This is a genomic window from Mesorhizobium sp. WSM1386, assembly GCF_055901595.1.
The window spans coordinates 2,087,140-2,107,652 of sequence record NZ_CM148373.1; the positions used below are offsets into that span (position 1 = coordinate 2,087,140).

The window sequence follows — 20,513 nt, forward strand, 5'->3', positions numbered from 1 at the left end:
GTCCCAGAGGCCATTTCGATCTTGTTCGCGGGGGCCACGGCGTAGTCCGATTTAGGCGCAGGTTACCTCCTATTGCGGGCGGACAGTGGCGCGAGAGTGCCGTTATACAGCATCGGTATGTCACGCTTTCAGGCTCATCGGCTCAGCCTCGCTGCCGGCGTGATGTTGGACGGTCGAAAACCCTCTCGTCCGGCATCGCTCCATTCAGCACAGGCGGCTCCAACTTATCGAGCCGACATCGATGGTTTACGAGCCATCGCTGTCGTGTCGGTTGTGCTGTTTCACGCCGGTTTCACCGAGGTCGGCGGCGGCTATGTCGGCGTCGACATTTTCTTTGTCATCTCCGGCTACCTGATAACGCAACTGATCGCCAGGGATCTGCAGACAGGCGAGTTCTCGGTCTGGCATTTTTACGAGCGGCGCATACGTCGCATTTTTCCGGCGTTGTTCGCCATGCTGGCGGTCTGTACGCTGGCCTGCGCCCTCATCTTCTTACCCGATGACTTCAGACGTTTCGGCCGTAACTTCGTCGCCACGGCTCTCTTCTCGTCCAATATCGGCTTTTGGCTGAAGACGGGCTATTTTGATGGAGAAACGTACGACCAGCCACTCATCCACACCTGGTCACTGGCGGTGGAAGAGCAGTTCTACATCCTATTTCCGATATTCCTTGTCTCGATCTGGCGCCTGGGAGCCGGCAATGTTCGCAGTCTCATTGCGAGCCTCGCGGGAATTTCGTTCATCGCAACCATCGTGGTGATGCAGTACGACGATGCTGCCGCTTTTTACCTGACCCCATTCAGGGCGTGGGAGCTTCTGTTGGGCAGCCTCATGGCGCTCGAAGCATTCCCACGCCTCACCAAGCGCTGGCAAAGTGAGGTGGCGACCTGGGCGGGACTGCTCCTGATCGCCGCTGCCGTGCTGGGTTATTCCGAGACGACTTCATTCCCCGGTATCGCGGCGCTCCTTCCGTGCATCGGAGCTGCCCTTGTCATTCACGGAGGACGTGAAGCGAGCTGCTGGGTCACGCGGCTGATTTCGACAAGGCCGTTCGTCGGCGTGGGCCTGATAAGCTACTCCCTGTATCTTTGGCATTGGCCGCTGATTGTCCTGGGCAGTTACCTGGCAATCGATGAGCTGAGTTCGCTTCAGTCTGTTGGCCTGGTGACTGCCTCGTTCACGCTGGCGCTGCTGTCCTGGCGATACATTGAGCGGCCGCTCAGAGTGCCGTCGCGCGTAAGCCGCCCCGTGTCCGTCTTGGCTGGAGGTACTTTGGCCATCGTCGCCGCGGTAATAACCGGTGCCGTGATCTACCATGACAATGGCTGGCCGACGCGCTTCTCCAAGGACGTGAATGTGTTGTCCAGCTATGCTTTCTCCGCCAACCCTGAAGCGGATAAATGCGCAGACGTATTGCTTCAGCTTGCGGCAAAGTCTCCCTGTACAATAGGCACCTCTGAAAATGCCCGCATCTTCCTGTGGGGGGATTCGCACGCCGGAGCGCTATTCGGCGCGATGTCCGAATTGGCTGCAAATGGCGCAAGCACGGTCTACGGCGCCACTCCCCGCTGCCCCCCTCTGCTTGGGGTCGGAACCGACGGAGCGTGCATCCAGGGAAACGATCTACGGCTCAAATACGTCCTCGGTCGCCCAGAGCTGAAGACCGTCATAATTGCTGCCAGGTGGTCTCTCTATCTGGAGGGTCGTGCGGTCGAACTTGGACCGGCAGAACGCAACGGCGACCTTCCCCAGTTGCAGGACCGCAACGGCGTTCAATTCGATCGCTTCTCAAACGAGGCGCGCGAGGCATTCGAGATATCCCTGAGAAAAACTGTGCGTCGGATCCTCGAGGCCGGCAAGAACGTGATCATCGTCTATCCCGTCCCAGAGGTGGGCTATGACGTCCCCTCCACGGCAGCTCGACTCGTGGCGCAGGGACATGACCTGTCTGGCTTCAACGTGTCGGAGCGACTCTACCGGGAGCGGCAGCAGATTGCATTTGGCGTTCTGGACAGGCTGGGCCAACATCGCGGCCTCGTTCGCGTTTATCCAACGCAGGCGCTTTGTCCGCAGGAACGGTGTGTTGTGATGATGGGCGGAAAACTGCTGTATTTTGACAGCCACCACCTCAGCATCCCAGGGTCCGAGGCACTCGAGCCATTGCTGGCAAGAGCTCTGCGACAAGGCGCCTGAAGTTCCGAGGTTCAAAGCGCGTCGCGTTTGAACGGAAACGCGGAAAGCCGTCTTACACTTTGCTGGAAATCGCTTTTAGCGGAGGTGCCGGCGGCCCTGAGCGTCGACGATGGTGTTGTCCGCGACGTTTGCACTGATGTGCGCGCCGTTGTGGATCAGGCAACCGGCACCGATCTGGACGCCCAGCAGCACAGTTGCGCCCATGCCCACGACAGACATCGCCCCGACGCTCACCCCGCCGGCGAGGATGGCGCCCGGGGTCAGGTGGGCATTGTCCTGCACGACGCTGTCGTGGCAGACGATACTCCCCTGGTTGACGATCACGTTGTTGCCGATCGTACAGCGGGGACCGATGCTCGCGCCGGCCAGAATATGGCAGCCATCTCCGATCCTGGTCGCCTTGGAGACGATCGCGGATGGGTGGATCACAGGCGGCAGAATGAAGCCCATGGCCGCGGCGCGTTCGAACATTGCCCGCCGCGCCTCGCTGGACTGGGCTCCGCCAATGCCGATGAAGGCGTAGCGCGTGCCCTCGGCAAGCAGACGCTCCAGGCTCTCCTGCGTACCGATCACCGAAATGCCGGCGCAGACGTGGTGGCCAACGGGCAGGGCCTGATCGGTGCAGCCGAGGATCTCGTATCCGGAGCCGTCGAGAGCATCGATCAAACAGGCGGCGTGGCCGCCGCCGCCGATGATGACCGCCCGCCGCGTGGACGCGGAAGGAACGGCAGACTGCGCCCCGTGCGAACCTGCAACTATTGCCTCGGATCGGCAGCTGGCCGCCGCGCGCACCTCGGCTTCGCCGATGCGGCCGTTGGAGGGCGTGACATCCGCCAGGTCGATCCCGAGCTCGGACGCGGCCTTGCGGGCCTTGGCCGTTATCGCGACCTCTTTGACAGCGCTATCGGCTGGGCTGGCCGCTGCGGATGCGCTCGCATTTTCGTCGACGATCTCGCACAGCGTTGAGCCGACGGCGACGAAGTCGCCGATCTTGACGTCGAGCCGGCCGATTACCCCTGCCTCGGGGGCATTGACCTCAACGGCAGCCTTCGTGGTCTCAAGGACAAAAAGAAGAGCCCCTTCCTCTACACTTTCACCCTGCGCGACCTTGATCTCGATCAACTGAAGATTGTCCTCGTTGGCGTTAACCCGCGGGGCCTCGACAAGCACAGTCATGAAAGCTTAGCCTTTCCTGAACAGATCGACGCAGGCCGCCTGGATGGCATTCACACCTGGCAGCAGATCGTCCTCCCATTCGCGGCTTGAGGGAATAGGGTGGTTTGGTCCGGCCAACGCGCTGAAGTGCTTGACCCGGCCGATCAAGGCGCGCGCGCACTCGGACGCGAAGCCCCAGCCAGGAGAGCCTTCCTCCACGACGAGAACGCGGCCGCACTGGCCGACCTGGCTCAGGACCTCCTCGCCAGGAAAAGGCGACAGCTGTTCAACGGCCACCACGGTGGTTGCGATTTCCTCCTCTTCGGCGAGCTTGTTTGCGGCAGCAACCGCGTGCTCGACGCAACCCCCATAGGTTAGGATCACGATGTCCGAATCCGCCGGATGTGGAAGTGCGGCCGTGCCGAGCACGGGCCTCGAATACATGACCTTGTTTTCGATTATCAGGTGAGGGGACCGAGAAGCGAGAGCCCGGTGCAGGAGCGCCCCTGGATCCGCATACTCATGCGTTGCAAACACGGTAAGGCCCGGCACGCCGCAAAAATGCTTTTCCAGGCTCTGCGAGTGCGTCGGCCCATAGCCACGCCGTCCACCCATGGGCGCGCGAATGATGATCGGCACCTCGACTTGATCGTTGTACATCCAACGAAACTTGGCCGCGTGGTTGATGATCTGGTCGGCGGCAAGGGCGATGAAATCTCCGAACATGAGCTCGACGATCACAGGCCTGCCCTTGAGGGCCATGCCCGCCGCCATGCCGACGATGCCACCTTCGCTGATCGGCGTGGTCCAGACACGATCCTGATAGGCCGTGGACAGGCCCTTGGTCACTTTGAAGGCGCCGCCATAGGGGTCGAGGACGTCCTCGCCCATAACCACCAGCCGGAGATCGGCTTGCATGAGATCGTGGAGCGCACGGTTGATCGATTCGACGACGCGCATGGTCAGCCTCGCGCTAGGGCTGCGGCAGCCGCGGATTCGACGGCGCGGTCCACGACAGATCGACAAAAGGCGTCGATCTCCTCGAACTGCGCGACGCGCTGGCGCATCGGGGGGATCGGATCGCGGGATCGAGCTTGTTCAAGCCGCAAGGGCGGCCGGGTATCATCTCCCTTGCTATGGGGACCGATCCGTTCGGTCCGCAAGTAGAGCCAGCACGGGCGACCCTCGGCGCGAATATAGGTTACAGCCTCCTGGGCAAGCTCACATATCTCGACTGGATCGTTGCCATCGTAGGCGAACGTGCGGATGCCGAAAGGTTCGGCCCTGGCGATGATCGAACCGGAAACGGTGAGATGTTTTGGGGTGGTTTGGGCGATGTCGTTGTCCTCGACCACAAAAAGCACGGGAGCACCGAAAACCGAAGCGAGGTTCAGGCTCTCGTAAACAGCTCCTTCACCCATCGTTCCATCGCCCAGGAAAACCACTGCCACGGCGCCATCGTCCTTTCGTGCCAGCGCGCAGCCAACCGCCACGGGCGCTATGCCGCCTTGGATTCCATTGGAGTGGAAGTTGCGGAAACACAGGTGCTGACTGCCGCCGCGCCCCCCGCAAATGCCGGTTACGCGCCCCATGATCTCGGCGATCAGGCCCTCGACTTCACCCGAGTAGGCAATGAAATGACCGTGGCAACGGTGGTTGCTCCAGACAATGTCACGATCCCGGTCAAGAGCGTTCACCACCCCCACCGCATTGGCTTCCTGTCCGATGGATGTGTGCGTGGTGCCGAACAGCAGCCCTTGGGAAAACAGCTCCAGCAAGCGCTCCTCGACAAGCCGGATGAGGATCATCTGCTGATAAAGCCGGGCCACGGTCGGCAGTTCGAACCCGAGCAGCGTTCTTTTTTCCTGAGGAAGGGTGAGGTTCTGCAATGCTGAAGACGGCACCAATTTCAGCTCTCCAAAGGAAGACGCCGGAATGGTTCCATCTTTCCTGATCGCGTGCTCGTTCATCAGGCCGCCTCGAGCTGGCGCGCAGCCGCGACAAGGATGGACCGCGTCGTCGACGCTGCCGCCGCCGTTTCCTCGACCGTCCAGGACGGGTCGACCAGGAACGCGATGCTCGTTTCACCAAGCTGCCGCGCGACGGGCAGTCGCTCGGACGGCGCCACGCCGGCATCGGCGAAGGCATGCTCGAGGTAGATTTCGGAGCAGCTGCCCGAGAAGCACGGAACGCCTGCCGCGTTGACGGCCGCGATCAGCTCGTCCCGCGACCATCCCGAAGACAACATCTCCGGCTTGATATAGAAATAGCATCGATACCAGGCATGCCTGTGTGCCGGATCGAGCCGGGGCGTGTACAGCATCGGCAAATCGGCAAGCGTGTTTATCCAGATGGCGGCATTGCGCTCGCGTTGGTGAATCCAGTCGGGCAGACGTTCGAGCTGCCGCAAGCCAAGCACGGCCTGGATGGACGTCATGCGCCAATTGGTGCCGATGCTGTCATGCAACCAGCGGAATCCGGTCGGCCGATGAGGGGCAAAGACCACATTGTAGTTCTTGCCGTGGTCCTTGAGGCTCCAGGCGGCGAGCCACAATTTCCTGTCGTCCATCGCGACAAGCCCGCCTTCGCCACCCGTGGTGATGATCTTGTCCTGGCAGAACGAAAATGCCGCTATGTCACCGAAGGAGCCGATCGGCCGTCCGTTGTATTCGGCGCCATGCGCCTGGGCGCAATCCTCGATCACCTTGATGCCGCTGCGCTTTGCCAGTTCCATGATCGGCGCCATGTCGCACGGCCATCCGGCGATATGCACGACAATGACGGCCTTTGTCCGCGCCGTTATCTTCGGCGCGATCGTTTCGGCGGAAAGATTGCCCGAGGTCGGGTCGACATCGGCGAAGACAGGTGTCGCACCGGCAAACATGACGCAAGCGGCCGACGCGACGAAACTGCGGGGCGTTACGATCACCTCGTCGCCGGCGCCGATGTGGAGGATCTTCATCGCAAGGTCCAGCGCGAGGGAGCCATTGGCCAGCGCCACGGCATGACGCCGGCCGAGGCTGCGCGCGTAAGCGCGTTCGAAGGTCTTCACATGGTCGCCGGTCCAGGCGTTCACCCGGCCAGACCGCAAAACGTCCACGACGTCGGCTATCTGTTCTTCGTCGTAAATCGGCCAGCGTTTCATCTCGGAACACTCCAGCTAGAATTCAGATGACATTTCTCAGAAGGACAAAGGCCTCGGCCGCCCTCAAATGGACGGCGGTGCCCCTGACGATCGCCAGCGCCCGTAATGTTTCGATCGAACGCTCGTGCGGGAAATTCTTGATCTGCGAAGCGAACATCGACGCGGCTTCGAGTTTGCGGTCGAGTGTCGCCTGGATGTCTATGAAGACATTCGGCACGAAGCTCGGCGTGACATAGGGTGCATTCCAGTTCGTTTCAGACACCGTCTCGTAGGCCATGATCGTCCGCGGGTAGTGGGACTGGGTGGGACGGGCGGCAACCAGCGACGACAGGAAGATCAGCTGGTGGTCCATATGAACATCGCCGACGAAGGGGATGAGCAAGGTGTCCGGCTTGACCGCCTGCAGCAGAGCTTGCAACGCAGCATTGACGGTCGAGTGCGGTGTCTGGCCGAGCTGCGCGGCGGGCAGATCGAGCCAATGCGTGTGTCGCACGCCCAGGCCGGCATGGGCCGCCTTCGCCTCGCTTCGTACCTGCTGCGTCATCTCCTCGGTGAAGGCAGGCGGACAGCCTCGCGTAACGACCGCGACATGGACTTCGCCGCCTTCCGCGGCGACCCGGGCTATCGTGCCGCCACACCCCAGAACCTCATCGTCGGGATGCGGCGCGATCACCAGGAGCCGACCAAGGGCCGGGCTCATGACCGAACCGTCCCGGCGGGCATCGCCTTCAACGCGTGATCGACATGGCGGCGGTCGATGCGTTCGCCCAACAGGGCCACAAGGACGGTCAGGATCAGTATCTGCAGATCGAGCCAGAGATTGCGATTGCGCACATACCAGAGATCGAGCGCCAGCTTTTCACCGTTGGTGAGGCGGGTATTGCCGTTCACCTGTGCCCAGCCGGACAGGCCCGGACGGACCGTGCAGCGAACACGTCCCAGGTCGCCGAACTCGGCGATGGTGGCTGGGAGCAACGGGCGTGGCCCTATGAACGCCATGTCGCCCCTGGCTATGGAGATAAGTTGAGGCAGCTCATCGATACGGATGGCGCGCATCAGCCGTGTGGCGGGCGTCTCGCGCAAGGCGTCGGGGAGCAGCACGCCATCCGCATCGCGCCCTTCACGCATCGTACGAAACTTGCAGATGACAAAGGGGCGGCCTGCCAAGCCGCTGCGGGTCTGGCGGAAGAACAGTGGGCGGCCGACACTCGCCCAGACAATTGCGGCGGCCACCATCCATAGCGGCAGGCTGAGGATCAAAAGCACCACCGCGGCGAGCCGGCTGGGCATCGCACGGCCTACCGCCACGCGAGCGGTCAGTTCGGGAGAGCGGGCCATCGGATTGCTGAGGCCGATCATTGTGACGGTCCCACCTGAACGGGAGGGGGCGCCGCGACAGGAGCATCCAGACGGCTTGCCAGGTCCAGAGCATTGTCCAGACGATTTATCGACACCAGGATCGTGTCTCCGGCTACAATCGGATCGTCGAGGGTCGCCACCCTGGTGGCGATCTGGCCGTTCTGCTTGCGGCGGATTTGGTAAGTGAACGCGATGGTGTTGTTGGTGCGTGTCTGTTCCGCCGCCAGCGTGCTCAGCAGCAGGATCTGCTCTTCGGTCGACTCGCGAACCGAGACCAGGCGCTCGATTTCAGAGTTGTGGGCCTGAAGCTCCGTCAGCGCTGTGTGCGTCCAGGCCTGGGTGGCGTCGTCCAGGTCACGCTGCAACTGGCTCAATTCCCGGCGAACCGTCGACGCCTGATTGTAGATTTCAAGCAGATGCGACTGCTGCGTAGTCGCCTCGCGCTCGGCGTTCGAGAGATCGGTAAGCGTGACGATGCCTTTCTTGTTGAGGGCCCTGACACGCTCGAGATCGGCTTGCGACGAAGCGATCACCGTCTTCTGTATGTCCGATAGCTGTTCAATATTGGCGAGGGCGATGTTCACTTCGTCGATCCCCGCCAACAGCTGCTTGCGACGTGTGGTCAGTGCGTGTTGATCCGTTTCAAGGATCCGCTGCTCCGTCGGAAGCAACGTTGCGAGCAGATTGGCATTCATGAGGCCTCTGATCTTGGGGGGCAGATCCAGCTCCGAGATCTTGTCGTTGTTTGCCAACTGAGCCTTGATGCGCGCGGCGGCGACGGCTTCCTTGGCAATCTGCACCACGCTTTCATCAAGGGTTCCACGCAGCCGGGCGCGCGTCACCACGCGATCCTCGGCAGTGGCTCCGCCCGTCGATTGACCACCGGCAAGCGCCACCGCCTGCTCCACGGTCAGTGCTGGCTGGTACGGAAACGAGCCCGGCGCCTTGACATCCCCAAGGACAAAGATCGGACGGAAGCTGACCACCGCCAGGGCTATATGCGGGTCGTTGAAGAACTCTCGGTCGATGAACGCCTTGCGGATATGCTTCAAAGCGTCAGGCACCGTCAGGCCGCCAACTTCAAAGCTGCCGATCAGCGGAATGTTGACCGCGCCATCGCTGGCCACTGTCAGCTGTTCGGCAGGAAGCGCATCGTCGATGAAGTCGAACGAAACCACATCGCCGACCGAAAGCTTGTAGCCGTCGTCAGCCGCGGCCCTGGCACCGATCGGGCAAGCCAGGATCGCCACAACAGCGGGGACCGTGATCCGGGCATGTTTCAACGCTTTCGCGAGGATACTGGTCCACGAGCCTATCGATCGCCCGCTCCGTGCCGGATTGCAAAAAGACGCCATGGAAGCCCACCACAGAAATTTCCTGTGAAGACCCTAGCGACACCTGTGCGCGGACAATGAGTCATACCTTTGGTGGAGCAGAGACAACCTTCGGTCTCGTGCCCACCCAATTTGGCTAACTGGATGTCGATCGTAACCAACGTATGGTGCGGCTGGATACTGTCGGCCGATTGAACGCTTCCTTGTGGCGGAGCGCCGCAGACAGCTGGGAAGCTTGCGTGCACACAAGTGTTCTTCACACGATCACCAGTCTCGACGTTGGCGGCGCCCAGGTCATGCTTGCCCGTTTTCTTGGCCGGATCGACCAAAACCGCTTCTCGTCTTCGGTTCTATCGCTGCTTTCACCTGGGCCGTTGGCTGCACAGGTGAAGCATGCGAATTCCGGGCTCGTGTCGATCAGCATGACGGAGCGGCCGCGGCCGCGAGATGTCTTTCGGCTGACCCGGTCGATAAGCAGGGCAGCGCCCGATCTTCTTCACGGATGGATGTATCACGGCAACGTCGCGGCAACGCTCGGCTCGGTGCTGGGGTTCAACTTCTCGCCGGTTATCTGGAGTATCCATCACACGGTTCGCGACCTCGCCGACGAGAAACCGCTGACGCGCCAGTTGATCCGGCTCTCGGCCCGGCTGTCTAGCCGCGCCAGCGCAATCTCATATTGCTCGCGCGTGGCCGCCGACGATCACGAGCGTCTGGGTTTTGACCCGCGCCGCAGGGTGGTCATTCCGAATGGAACGGATTGCGATCAGTTTTCTCCCGCGGCCGACGCCGGTGCGAAATTGCGCCATCTGTTCGGCTTGCCGCCCGAACGGCTGATCATCGGCCATGTGGCGCGGTTTCATCCCATGAAAGACCAGATCAGCCTGGTTCGGGCCATCAGCCGTGTGCTGGCGCGGGGGTACGACGTTCAGGGCGTGTTTATCGGGGAGGGGCATGCCGATGGGCCGGTGCGGCGCGCCGCCCGCGACCTCGGCATAGACGACCGTATTACGACGCCGGGCATCCGCGGTGACGTTGCCGATCTCATGCCCGGCTTCGATGTCTACGCGCTTTGTTCAGCGTGGGGCGAGGCTTTTTCCCTTGCCGCCGGCGAGGCGATGGCAAGTGGCGTGCCGGCGGTGGTGACGGCGGTCGGCGACTCCGGCTGGCTCGTCGGCGACAGTGGAGTGGTCGTTCCGCCCCGGGACAGTGAAGCACTGGCCGCCGGTTTGGTCAGGCTTGTCGGCCTTGAACCGGCCCAGCGGCGCGCTCTGGGCCAACAGGCGCGTCGCCGCGTCATGGAGAACTTCTCACTATCGCTTTACGTCGATCGGCACCTGGAACTCTACGCAACAGCTCTGGGCCGTCGTCGCCATATCTCGAGCTGACAGGAGTGACTGGTGGTTGTCATGCACGCGAATGGTCGAGATCATTTTCCCGCCGGCGGGAACGATGCGATGCGCCGCAAGCGGATCGTCGTGATCGCAAGCCTGACGCGTTCGCTCGTCAATTTTCGCCTCGAATTGTTGAAAGCCATGGTCGCCGCCGGGCACGAGGTCATCGCGCTCGCCCCCGACAATGATGAGCAGGCCATCGCCAGGCTGGGTGCAATTGGCGTCAGCTTCCAACAGATTCCGATGGCCAGGACGGGTACCAATCCGCTGGCCGATCTGCGAACGCTCAAGGCGCTCTACCGGCTGATGCGCCGCTTGGCTCCCGACATCGTCCTGCCCTACACGATGAAGCCGATCATCTATGGCGGGCTGGCGGCGCGGCTTGCCGGAGTGCCTCGGCGGTTTGCCCTCTTCACGGGATTCGGCTTCATATTCAGTGGCAGCGTTACGGGCCTGCGTGCAACTGTCCTGCGCCGGTTGAGCATTGGTCTCTACCGCTCGGCCCTGAAGGGTTGCGAAGCTGTTTTCGCCTACAATGAAGCCGATGCTCTCGACATCCGGTGCCACAGGATGGTTTCCGCGACCACGCCGGTGATCAAGGTTGCGGGCTCAGGGGTGGACCTGACACTGTTTGCAGCCAGCCGGCCGCCGCCCGGGCCGCCCATCTTCCTGCTGATTGCTCGCTTGCTGCGCGAGAAAGGGATTGCCGAGTTTGCCGCCGCCGCGCGCATCCTGAAGGCCAAGCACCGTACCGCGCGTTTCCAGATTCTCGGTCCGTTCGATCCCAGTCCCCTCTCCATCTCGAAAGCCGAAATGGACCAGTGGACCAGGGAAGGAGCCGTGGAGTATCTCGGAGAAACGCACGACGTCAGCCCGTACCTGACCGCATCCACGGTGTTTGTGCTGCCGTCCTATTATCGCGAGGGCATTCCCCGCAGCGCGCTGGAGGCCTTGTCGACGGGCCGGCCGATCATCACGACCAACGCGCCTGGCTGTCAGGAAACGGTTATCGATGGCGAGAACGGGTTTCGGATCGAGCCACGCGATGTGAATGCGCTTGCCGCGGCGCAGCGGGCTTTTCTCGAAGACGAGGAACTCGCCGCCAGAATGGGTGCCAGCTCAAGAAGGCTCGCGGAAGAACGCTTTGATGTGCACAAGGTGAACCGTACCTTGCTCGAGTCGATGGGACTGTAACCGGCCGAGCGTGACCGGCTGTGCGGTCACGGGCTATCAGCGAAGAAGTAACGCCGGATCTGCTGCCGCCTCATGTAGGCCTTCCGCAGGGCGCCGCGAGCCTGTTGGAAGGGGTCGACGCGGTTGAACACCCAGCCAATCGATGGGCCGCCGGCGAAGCGCAAGCGCTCGACAACCTGGGAAAGAGCCTCTTGAGTGGTGCTGTCGAACGCGGCCACAACGACGATTGTGTCGACCGAGGCGGCAATCCTGATCGCGTCTTCAACAACGAGCACCGGCGGAGCATCGATGATCACCACATCGTACTCAAGCCGGAACGCCTCCAGCAATTTGGTGAGCTGGCCGGAATTGAGGAATTCCGGCAGCGTCTGGTCGTCGGCGGATGGCGCTAGAACATCGAGCTGCGGGATATCAGGCAGCGTCTGGACGATTTCCGCCAGAGCGCAATCGCCTTGCAGATAGTCGCCGAGCGTCCTGCTGGCGGAGCCCAGTTCCATGGCGGTGTGAAGGCTGCGGGTTCGTAAATCCAGATCGATCAGGGCGGTCAGCGCGCCATCCATGCCCGCTGCCATGGCAAGGCCCATGGCTGTTGTCGTCTTGCCTTCCTGCGGCAAGCCGGAACTGACCAGAACAACATGTTTGCTCCGTCCACCGTTCATCCGGGTGCAGGCATTGTAAAGTGATCGGAAAGCGTCGGAGAAAGCAGACCGCGGCCGTGACAACAGGGTTTCGAGAGGGGGCAGGGCGGGACGCAGGAATTTCTGGGGCAACCGCGGAATTGACGCCAGCAGGGGAGCGCGTATCAGCTTCGATGCCCTCCGCAAGTCCCGTATCCGGACTTCCATGCTTTCAAGTGTCAGCACCAGAATTAGGGCCAGGACAAGCGACGCGGCCAAACCGCCCGCAAGCATCAGACGAAGCTTGGGAAAGGAAGGGCTCGTCGGGATCTCGGCCGTGGAGACGGTTCGCACGCCGGGTTCGACCGCTTCCGAAAACGGATCGAGACTGCCAAGTTTACCGGATACGAGGTCGTAGAGCTTTTGCTCGGTCGCCAGATTGTTGTTCAGTTCACGCAGCTTGGCCTCCGCCAGGCTCCTTTGACGCAGCTCCTCGTTGGAGGCCTCCAGGCTTTTGACAAGTTGGTTCACCCGGCCTTCGTCGACGCGCACGTCATTTTCCAGGACTGCGATCGTTCGCAGCATCTCTTGGGAAATCATCGCACGGACGGCCGCTACTTTCGCATCGGCCTCCTGGACCAGGGGATGATTGCGGCCGTAATTGCCGGCCAGCTGCGCGCGATCCCTCATCGCCGTCGCTTCATCGTTGCGCAGCGACGTCAGGAAGTCCGATGTGAGCAACGGGTCGACGCCGGCCCCGGTGTCGCCGTTCTTGGCCGCTAGCCTGACCTGGGCAAGGCGCGCCTGTGCTTGCGTGTATTCACCCCTGGCAGTGCTGAGCTGTTCATTGGCCTGCTGGATTGAGGCGCGCAGCAGATCATCGCGTGGATCACTGGAGACGCCATGCTCGGTCGCGTATTTGGCGATCTGACCCTCGATCGCGGCAATCCGTGATGCGAGCTCGGTCGATTGCTGCCTCAAAAAGCCGACGGCATCCTTGATGTCCTGCCGCTTGTTGTCACGAGACCATTCCACGAACAGTCTGGCAGTTGCATTGGCAATCTTGGCCGCGGTCGCTGCGTCGTCGTTGAAGAACGAGATCGTCATTGCCGCGCTTTCACCGGAGCGATCGACTGACAGGTTCGCCAGATAAGCCGAAATTGCCCGGTCTTGCTGAACATCCTTGGGCGGCAGGGATGTGGCATCCTGCGGGCCCGAGCCGGCGACCAGCGAGAATAGTTCTTGCGGTATCCAGACAATCAGACCGACTGCCTGTGACAGCACACCGCCGCTCGAATCCGAAGTTCCTCCGGCGGCGGCTGGCGGCAGATAGGTGTTGAAGTCCGGATCCTGGATGAGGTCGAGCCGGTCGACCACCAGGCTGGCGAATACGCGAGAGGCGATCAGATCCGCCTCGGTGTCCATCCGCGACTTGTCAGGCTGCTGGTTCGGCTGCGCCTGCGTGGTGTCGAGAGGATTGGGATCGTCGGTTTCGACGACGATCATGGAACGAGCCGTATATGTCTTGGGAAGTTCCACCGCGGCGATGAGTGCGAGTGCGGTGCCCGCAATGACGATCGCAACGATCAGGAGCAGGCGTCTGCGGAAAAGACTGTAAAGTTCGCGCGCGCCGAACGTCCGTTCTTCCAAGGGTTCGGGTGACTCCTGAAGGAATGGCCCCAGTCGGTTCCACACGCTGTTTTCGTCTACCAAGCTCACTGATCGCGCCCCTATCCTTATCGATCTCACCGGGTCTTCAAGCCGAGTTCGAGACCCAACCAAGCGACAAGTTTTTAGCACGGATACACGGACGCCAGCGCGTTCAAGAGGCTTAGTCGCGGCCATGGGATTATCCGAAAGGATAGCGTAGGTGGCCGCGGGCATATCTTGGCATATGTACCGAACTGCACGTCCATGGAGGCTGGTGAAAAGATAGTTTTCAGGAGTGACGATGAATCATGCCGGGGTCCCTCGCGGGTACTGGGCAAAGCCCGACCGCAGGCCGGCTGCGGCGTCGTTGTCAAATGGGACCGGCAAGATCGGCCTCTGGCTGGCAATGGCCTCCGTGTTTCTCACCCCCTTCAACATCCTGCGGGTCGACACGTTCTACTTCACCGCCAGCGATGCCTTCGCCCTGACCGCCGTCTTTGCGATGGTGCTGGGGAAATCCCTTTCGCCCGCTCCCCTGGCAGCCGGGACGCTTCTCTGGAACACCGGGGTGGCGCTGCTGTGCGGCATGCTGCTGCTCAGCAGCCTGATCAATGGTGATCCGCAGCGCGGCTTCATCATCTCGGCGCAGTATCTGTATGCCTATTTTCTCCTGGCCTTCATGCTGGCGTCGAGGCCCTGGAGCGAAACGGTTCTGCTTACGAAGGCGCTTATCTGCTCGATCGGCCTGATGTGCATTCACGGCATCGTGGTCATCGACATCCTCAAGCAACAAGGCACATACCTGACCAGCGGCAATGGCCGTTTTATCGGCTGGGTCGAACGCGAGAACGAATGCGCGACGCTGATTGCACTCGCGGTCCCCCTGTTGTTGTGGCTGGTCGCTTCAGGGGGCGCCCGGCCGCGCTGGGCCTGGATCGGAGTGCCGCTCTTTGCGTATGGCATTGTCCTGACTGGTTCCAATACCGGGCTGATCGGCCTAGTCGTCGCGCTCACCGTCTTCGTTGCCATGACGGGCTCGTGGCGCCGCATCATCCTGTTGGCGGTGTCGTCGCTCGGCGCGTTCTTTGTCGTCGTCACGTGGGGCCGCGACTTCCTGCCCCCGATCTTCCAGCGCCGCGTGCTGAATGCGCTGCAGAGTGGCGACATTGACGAGGCCGGCACGTTTGCGGACCGTATGCGGCTTATCCGCGAGGCCATCACCAAAGCGGACAGCAGTTCGCTGCTTGGCATCGGCGCCGACCAGTATCGACATTTCAGCGAGCTGCATGCTCCAGTCCACAACGTCTATCTCTTGATCTGGGTAGAGGCAGGGCTGCCTGGGTTGATCGGCTTTCTGCTCATGCTGGTCGCCGGAATAATCATCGGCATGCTCGCCGCGCGACTTCGCCAAGGACGAATATCCGCCATTTGCACCCTGACGACGGTCCTTCTCTTCGCCGCGTTGGCCAACGCGCTACCGCATCTCTACAGCCGCTTTTTTGTCGTGCCCCTGCTGCTTGGGATAGCGCCCAGTATTGCGATTTTGCGCGGAGGCCCGGTGCCAGGAGCGGTCGCGGGCTTCCTTCGTAACGCCCGCTCCACGCGTGGCCGGCTACAGCTTCTTCAACGTCGATCAAACTAGGCCGCACAGCGGCTGAGTTTGCCGGCCTGACACGGCCAATCGGCGATCGCGAAGGCCCGGTCGAAATCTCGATGTGGATTAGAGCGGACGACGTGCAGCTACTTCCCCGGCGCGGACGCCTGCGGGGAGATAATGCGACCGAGAGCGAACACGCCGTCGATGAAGTCCTGTCCCATTACAAAGCGGCCCTCGACCCAGCGCCCCTGGGCATCCTGACTGTCGATGAGCTGACGCACCTTCGAACTTAGGTCGCCGGCGCTCAACTCATCCATGCCACTGATCCACAGCTGTTGGCGGGAAACCGGCAAGCCGCGCCTGGCAAGCTCCAGCCGGGCGAACACCGGCTCGATCTCGGGCCCCGTTTTCATCCCGTAGTGGTGCAGGAGGTTCTTGTCGTCGAAGGTCACCTGGTTATCATCGTCGATGTAGAGCGGGCGGTTGGTGTTGAGTTCATAGAAACGTGCCCACTTGCCGTCGGGCAGGCGCGCCGCCAGCAACCATTTGGCGGCCGACTCCGCCGCGTCCAGCAGCCGCGCATCCTTGTTCTGCTCGTTCAACTCGATCAGGTAATCGATATTGCCGGCGGTTTCGCGCGAGACCACGCCTGGCGGCTCGAACTTGCGGCCCCACACCGGCTGCATGGAACGATCATACTCCTGAGCCCAGCCCTGTTGCGGCGCAGGGAGCTGGGCCGCGAGGAGAAAATCGCCGACCTTTTCGGCTGCCTGGAGATATTTTGGATCACCATATGTACGGTAGCCGTTGAGAAAGAGACGGCCCATATCGCGAGGGAGATTGTCATTGACGACGAAGTAAGGCGGACGATCGGGCTTCTGCCACTCATGCGACCAACTGGCCGGAATACTCGCCTTGGCCGCCGTCTCCATATCCGCACCCGGCGCGGCTCCCTTGAAGAAGACCGGAAAGGCCCCGTTCGGGTACTGCACCCGCATCAGTCGATGAAGCGCCTTGTCGATGCAGGACCGGACATCCGGATCCGAACCGCCGCTCGCCCGGTCGAACCACATCAGGAAATTCAGCACGCTCTGTGTGTTGTTGTCGTCGAGGACGGTCTCGTTGCGATGCGGATTGTCCTTGATGTCGTGACAGGCGTTTCCATCTGTCTTCAGTGAGCGATAACACCAGGTGGCCGCCTTTTGCGGGTCCGTCTCGATGCTGTAAAACCACCCGCCGGACTCCAACTGCGTCTTGACCAGAGCCGTTGCCACGAGCTGGGCCGACTGAAGCCATTGCTTGTCGCCGGTGACCTCGAAAATGCGCAGGAAGGCAGCTCCGACCGCCGGAGTCCCAGGTGGCTGCACCCAGCCAACGCTGGTGGGCAGGGCGCCGCCTTCGCCCACCCTCCTTTGGCCATCAAGCGAATATTTCCACACGTAGGTGCCGGCCACACCGAGGTGGTCGCGGAAGTAGGCGCCCGCGCGCTCGATCGCGCCCCGTGCCTCGGCGACGGTCGGTTGAGGCTCGCCGGCCAGTGCGGTGCCGCAGGACAGCGCGACAACCAGAGCCGAAGCGATATGTCTTAGCACGGCTGCGCTCCCGCCGGCATCAGGCTGCTGCTTCGCGTGGAGGCGTGGCCGCCTTGGCCGAGCCGCGGATCACGTGAGGCACGAATGGCGTCGCCGTCGCCGCCGTAGGTTTTGTTTCCGGTCTGTGGTAGCTGGGAAGCAACCGGGCAACGAGGTCCAGCACGCCCCCGGTGTCGCCGGCTTTCGCCATGCGGCGCAGTTGCGAAAATTCCTTGCGAAGGGTCTCGAGCGGCACCGGATTGGGCACCGCGCCCAAGACCCCGGAGATCGGAACGTCGACACGTCTTTCTCTTTCGTCGAAGAGTTCCTCGAACAGCTTTTCTCCAGGCCGGCAACCGACAATCTTGATCTTGATGTCTTCATCCGGCCGAAAACCGGCGAGCTTGATCATGCGGCGCGCCATGTCGATGATCTTGATCGGCGCCCCCATGTCCAGAACGAAGATCTCGCCTTGTCCCAGGCTTTTCTCCAGGCCATGGGCCGATGCCTGCAAGGTGAGCTCAACCGCCTCCCTTATCGTCATGAAGAAGCGCTTCATCTCCATGTCGGTTACGGTTAGCGGACCGCCATGGGCGAGTTGGCGCTTGAACAGCGGGATCAGCGACCCACTCGAACCCAGGACATTGCCGAAACGAACGGTCATGAAGCGGGCTGGAGTTTCGCCGGCGACAAAGGCCAGGTCCAGGGACTGGCAATAGAGTTCAGCCAGGCGCTTGGTGGCGCCCATGACGCTGGTGGTGTTCACGACCTTGTCCGTGGAGATCTGGACCATCGCCTTGGCACCGCAAAGGCGGGTCGCCTCTGCCACGTTCATCGTACCGATGACGTTGGTGAGAATGCCCTCACAGGGATTCAATTCGACCATCGGCACATGTTTGAGCGCCGCTGCATGGAAGACCAGGTCGACACAATGCCGTTGGAAGATCTCGCCCAGGCGAACCGGGTCGCGAACATCGCAGATGTATGGCTTGCGGTGCACATTCGGGAACTTCTCCGCCAGCTCCAGATCGATGGCGTATAGATTGTATTCGCTGTTATCGATCAGGATCAGTTCCGCCGGACCAAGCGCGGCAATCTGCTGTGTGAGTTCGCCGCCGATCGAGCCTCCGGCGCCCGTGACGACGATGCGGCTGTTTTCGATCATGCGGGACAACGCAGCTTTGTCGAGCACTGTCTGAGGCCTTTCCAGCAGGTCGGTAAGCTCGATCGGGCGCAACTCGAAGCGGCTCTCGTGCTTGGGATTGCGCAGCTCGAGGACGGGGGCCGGCCGCGAGACCGCAATGCCCAGGCGTTCGGCCCGGTCGATCAGCGCTTCGAGCGCCGGGTCGACGAGACCAGGCATCCTTTCGGTAAAGATCACGTGCCGGGGCTTGATGCCGCGGACTTCCAGATCGCTGATCACCGTATCGAAGTCTTCGATGCTGCCAAGGACCGGCACGCCGCGCAGGAAATACCCCTCCGTCGTCGCGGCATTGTCGAGCAGGCCGACCGGCCAATGGCGTGCATCCGGATCCCGCTGCAGTGCCCGGATATAATGATCAGCCGCATCACCCGCACCGATCAGCAGCACGGGAACCATGTCGCGTCCGTTTCTCGCCCTGTTCGCGGCCGGGCCAAAACGGCCTGTCTCGATGAGCTTGGAGCGGATGCGGACCGAAATGAGCAGCGGCACGAGCAACAGAACCTCGATCACCATCACCGAGCGCGGGATCGAATCGAGCCGTGTCGCCACAAACATCACGAACACGAAGGCGAGCGATGCGACGATTACCGCGCGCAGGATACCGAGCATGTCGCCGACGGAAGCATATCGCCAATTGCGGGTGTAGAGGCAGGTCACCGGGAAGACCACGGCGCACGTAAACAGGAAGCATGGAAGTGCGAAAAGCAGCGAATGGTAGCTTTCCGGACTGGTGACCTCTCCATCAAGGCCCAATCGCATGAATGAAGCAAATGACAGCGCCGCGAGCGCCATCGCCAGGTCGATGATGTAGAGATGAAGATTCTTGCCGACGGCCTTGGCGCGCCCGACCACCCTGCGACGCAGGTACGACAGAACATGGACGATTGTACGTGGTTTGCTGACAAGACGGCCGACGGCGATTGCGGTGGCTATCAAAAGCGATTGGCCTCCGAGTGGACCGACTGCCTCAAACGGCTGATCTAACTGGCTCATCCTAGGACCTCGACAAAGCTTAGCCGCCGCGCTCCAGGAGCACGTCAAGATTATCGGCTGTTTGAACCCCGCAGGCACAAATCCGCGCTTGCCAGGACCTTGTTCAATCAAGCACAGGTTGGCCTGCTATCGTTCGGATTCGAGGCTACGATTTATCGTTGCTATGGAGCGCCTTGCCTGCTTTTGGCGCAACACCTGCTTTTGTGCAGGGAGTAGCTATCGGAACCGCGAGAGGAACTTTCCCGAGTTAATCCAAAGAGGTACTTCCGCCAGTCTGGACAAGCCAGCCAGACAGGTCCCGCTGCACCAGTGCGCCAAGCTGCTCGACATCGGCTGCGTAAAAGTCGACGAGCTGGGATCGAAGCCTTGGGGGGAAAGGCGGATAGGCAATCTTTCCGGCCAGGGCACCCCGGGCCGCCTCGAAGAGAGAGGTGTTCCGGAAGGGACGAACCAGAGGTTTCAACGGCTTCATCATGTTGCGCAGCTGCGGTCCAACCATGGCTTCGCTGCGGTCCTTCACTTTTTTCGCCACTGGCAAAGCCACCTCGCTCGCGGGGAGGTTCAAAAACGTCCTGACCTTGCTCAACTGTTCGACAGGCCTTGCGACCGTTTCCTCGAAAAACAGAACCAGCAGCCGGTCCTTCGGATAAAGATCCAAATAGGCCTGCAACTGTGCGCTATAGAGCCCGCCGGCGAGAAAACGCCCAGGCGAACCCCTGCCCACGTCAAGGTAGGATTCTATGTCGCGGTCGACCTCGCCGCGGCGAAAGAGCATGCAATAGTCCGAGTACGCACGTTCGACCGGATTGCGAAGCTGCACGATCAGCCTGACATGGGGGAGCAGCCGGTGAACCCGTTGCGGTGCCGACGGAGTGTCCAGGTAGGAGTTCGATTTTTCACCGACCAGCTGTCCAGGACGAGTTTTATGAAATTGGCGGAAGTACCAGTCGTCGCCGCGATCGTAATGGCGACTGAAGTAATGCAGCTCGGGATCCGGCATGCTGACGTCCGGGTCGGCCTGCAGCGACTGCTGCAGCCAGGTCGTGGCGCATTTCGCAGCGCCGATGATAAGGAAGTCGATATCCTCTGCCTGCATTTTAGAACCCT

15 protein-coding genes are annotated in these 20,513 nt (G+C 61.5%); 4 read left to right on the forward strand and 11 right to left on the reverse strand.

Annotated features, from left to right (window positions below; translation table 11 throughout):
- Positions 1-117 precede the first annotated feature (117 nt).
- A complete protein-coding gene (locus AC0NIH_RS10185; protein ID WP_352715396.1) occupies positions 118-2,193 on the forward strand; it encodes an acyltransferase family protein in 2,076 nt (691 codons plus the stop codon).
- Between the two features lie 75 nt (positions 2,194-2,268).
- Here the strand turns inward: AC0NIH_RS10185 and AC0NIH_RS10190 are convergent, their stop codons facing one another.
- From AC0NIH_RS10190 to AC0NIH_RS10220, 7 genes are read right to left on the reverse strand one after another with little or no spacing between them, the layout of a single operon-like run.
- Positions 2,269-3,369 carry a NeuD/PglB/VioB family sugar acetyltransferase gene (locus AC0NIH_RS10190; RefSeq protein WP_473468751.1) on the reverse strand — a complete coding sequence of 367 codons (1,101 nt, stop codon included), beginning with the start codon at positions 3,367-3,369 and terminating at the stop codon, positions 2,269-2,271.
- Between the two features lie 6 nt (positions 3,370-3,375).
- A complete protein-coding gene (locus tag AC0NIH_RS10195) occupies positions 3,376-4,308 on the reverse strand; it encodes an alpha-ketoacid dehydrogenase subunit beta (protein ID WP_473468754.1) in 933 nt (310 codons plus the stop codon).
- Positions 4,309-4,310: 2 nt separating this feature from the next.
- Positions 4,311-5,318, reverse strand: a complete 1,008-nt coding sequence (locus AC0NIH_RS10200; protein ID WP_023768885.1) for a thiamine pyrophosphate-dependent dehydrogenase E1 component subunit alpha — start codon at positions 5,316-5,318, stop codon at positions 4,311-4,313.
- Positions 5,318-6,493 (reverse strand): DegT/DnrJ/EryC1/StrS family aminotransferase, encoded by a 1,176-nt coding sequence (locus AC0NIH_RS10205; RefSeq protein ID WP_473468756.1) that lies wholly within the window; start codon positions 6,491-6,493, stop codon positions 5,318-5,320. Before AC0NIH_RS10205 ends, AC0NIH_RS10200 begins: the two co-directional genes overlap by 1 nt.
- A 22-nt stretch (positions 6,494-6,515) precedes the next feature.
- Positions 6,516-7,193 (reverse strand): PIG-L deacetylase family protein, encoded by a 678-nt coding sequence (locus AC0NIH_RS10210; protein ID WP_013893298.1) that lies wholly within the window; start codon positions 7,191-7,193, stop codon positions 6,516-6,518.
- Complete coding sequence (locus AC0NIH_RS10215; RefSeq protein ID WP_473468759.1) at positions 7,190-7,852, reverse strand: sugar transferase; 663 nt, start codon at positions 7,850-7,852, stop codon at positions 7,190-7,192. Before AC0NIH_RS10215 ends, AC0NIH_RS10210 begins: the two co-directional genes overlap by 4 nt.
- On the reverse strand, positions 7,849-9,207 hold the full coding sequence (locus AC0NIH_RS10220; RefSeq protein WP_473468761.1) for a polysaccharide biosynthesis/export family protein: 1,359 nt from the start codon (positions 9,205-9,207) through the stop codon (positions 7,849-7,851). The genes AC0NIH_RS10215 and AC0NIH_RS10220 overlap by 4 nt, the downstream gene beginning before the upstream one ends.
- Before the next feature lie 218 nt (positions 9,208-9,425).
- Here AC0NIH_RS10220 and AC0NIH_RS10225 point away from each other — a divergent pair, with 218 nt between their 5' ends.
- Entirely contained in the window at positions 9,426-10,574 is a 1,149-nt protein-coding gene (locus AC0NIH_RS10225) for a glycosyltransferase (RefSeq protein ID WP_473468762.1), read from the forward strand.
- 21 nt (positions 10,575-10,595) lie between these two features.
- On the forward strand, positions 10,596-11,774 hold the full coding sequence (locus AC0NIH_RS10230) for a glycosyltransferase family 4 protein (protein WP_287270335.1): 1,179 nt from the start codon (positions 10,596-10,598) through the stop codon (positions 11,772-11,774).
- A gap of 26 nt (positions 11,775-11,800) precedes the next feature.
- On the opposite strand, the gene AC0NIH_RS10235 is transcribed toward AC0NIH_RS10230, so the two are convergent.
- Entirely contained in the window at positions 11,801-14,041 is a 2,241-nt protein-coding gene (locus AC0NIH_RS10235) for a GumC family protein (protein ID WP_473468764.1), read from the reverse strand.
- A 301-nt stretch (positions 14,042-14,342) separates the two neighbouring features.
- Here AC0NIH_RS10235 and AC0NIH_RS10240 point away from each other — a divergent pair, with 301 nt between their 5' ends.
- Positions 14,343-15,683: an O-antigen ligase family protein gene (locus tag AC0NIH_RS10240; protein WP_473468766.1), complete on the forward strand. Its 1,341-nt coding sequence runs from the start codon at positions 14,343-14,345 to the stop codon at positions 15,681-15,683.
- A 98-nt stretch (positions 15,684-15,781) separates the two neighbouring features.
- Here AC0NIH_RS10240 and AC0NIH_RS10245 read toward each other — a convergent pair whose 3' ends face one another.
- The 3 genes from AC0NIH_RS10245 to AC0NIH_RS10255 all read right to left on the reverse strand — a co-directional run bounded on the left by AC0NIH_RS10245 (position 15,782) and on the right by AC0NIH_RS10255 (position 20,502).
- Positions 15,782-17,230, reverse strand: coding sequence for a hypothetical protein (locus tag AC0NIH_RS10245; RefSeq protein ID WP_473468767.1), 1,449 nt, complete (start codon positions 17,228-17,230; stop codon positions 15,782-15,784).
- A gap of 19 nt (positions 17,231-17,249) precedes the next feature.
- On the reverse strand, positions 17,250-19,349 hold the full coding sequence (locus AC0NIH_RS10250; protein ID WP_473468769.1) for a polysaccharide biosynthesis protein: 2,100 nt from the start codon (positions 19,347-19,349) through the stop codon (positions 17,250-17,252).
- Positions 19,350-19,653: 304 nt separating this feature from the next.
- The gene (locus AC0NIH_RS10255) at positions 19,654-20,502 is read right to left on the reverse strand and encodes a sulfotransferase family protein (RefSeq protein WP_473468771.1); all 849 of its coding nucleotides are present in this window, start codon (positions 20,500-20,502) and stop codon (positions 19,654-19,656) included.
- Positions 20,503-20,513: the final 11 nt, after the last annotated feature.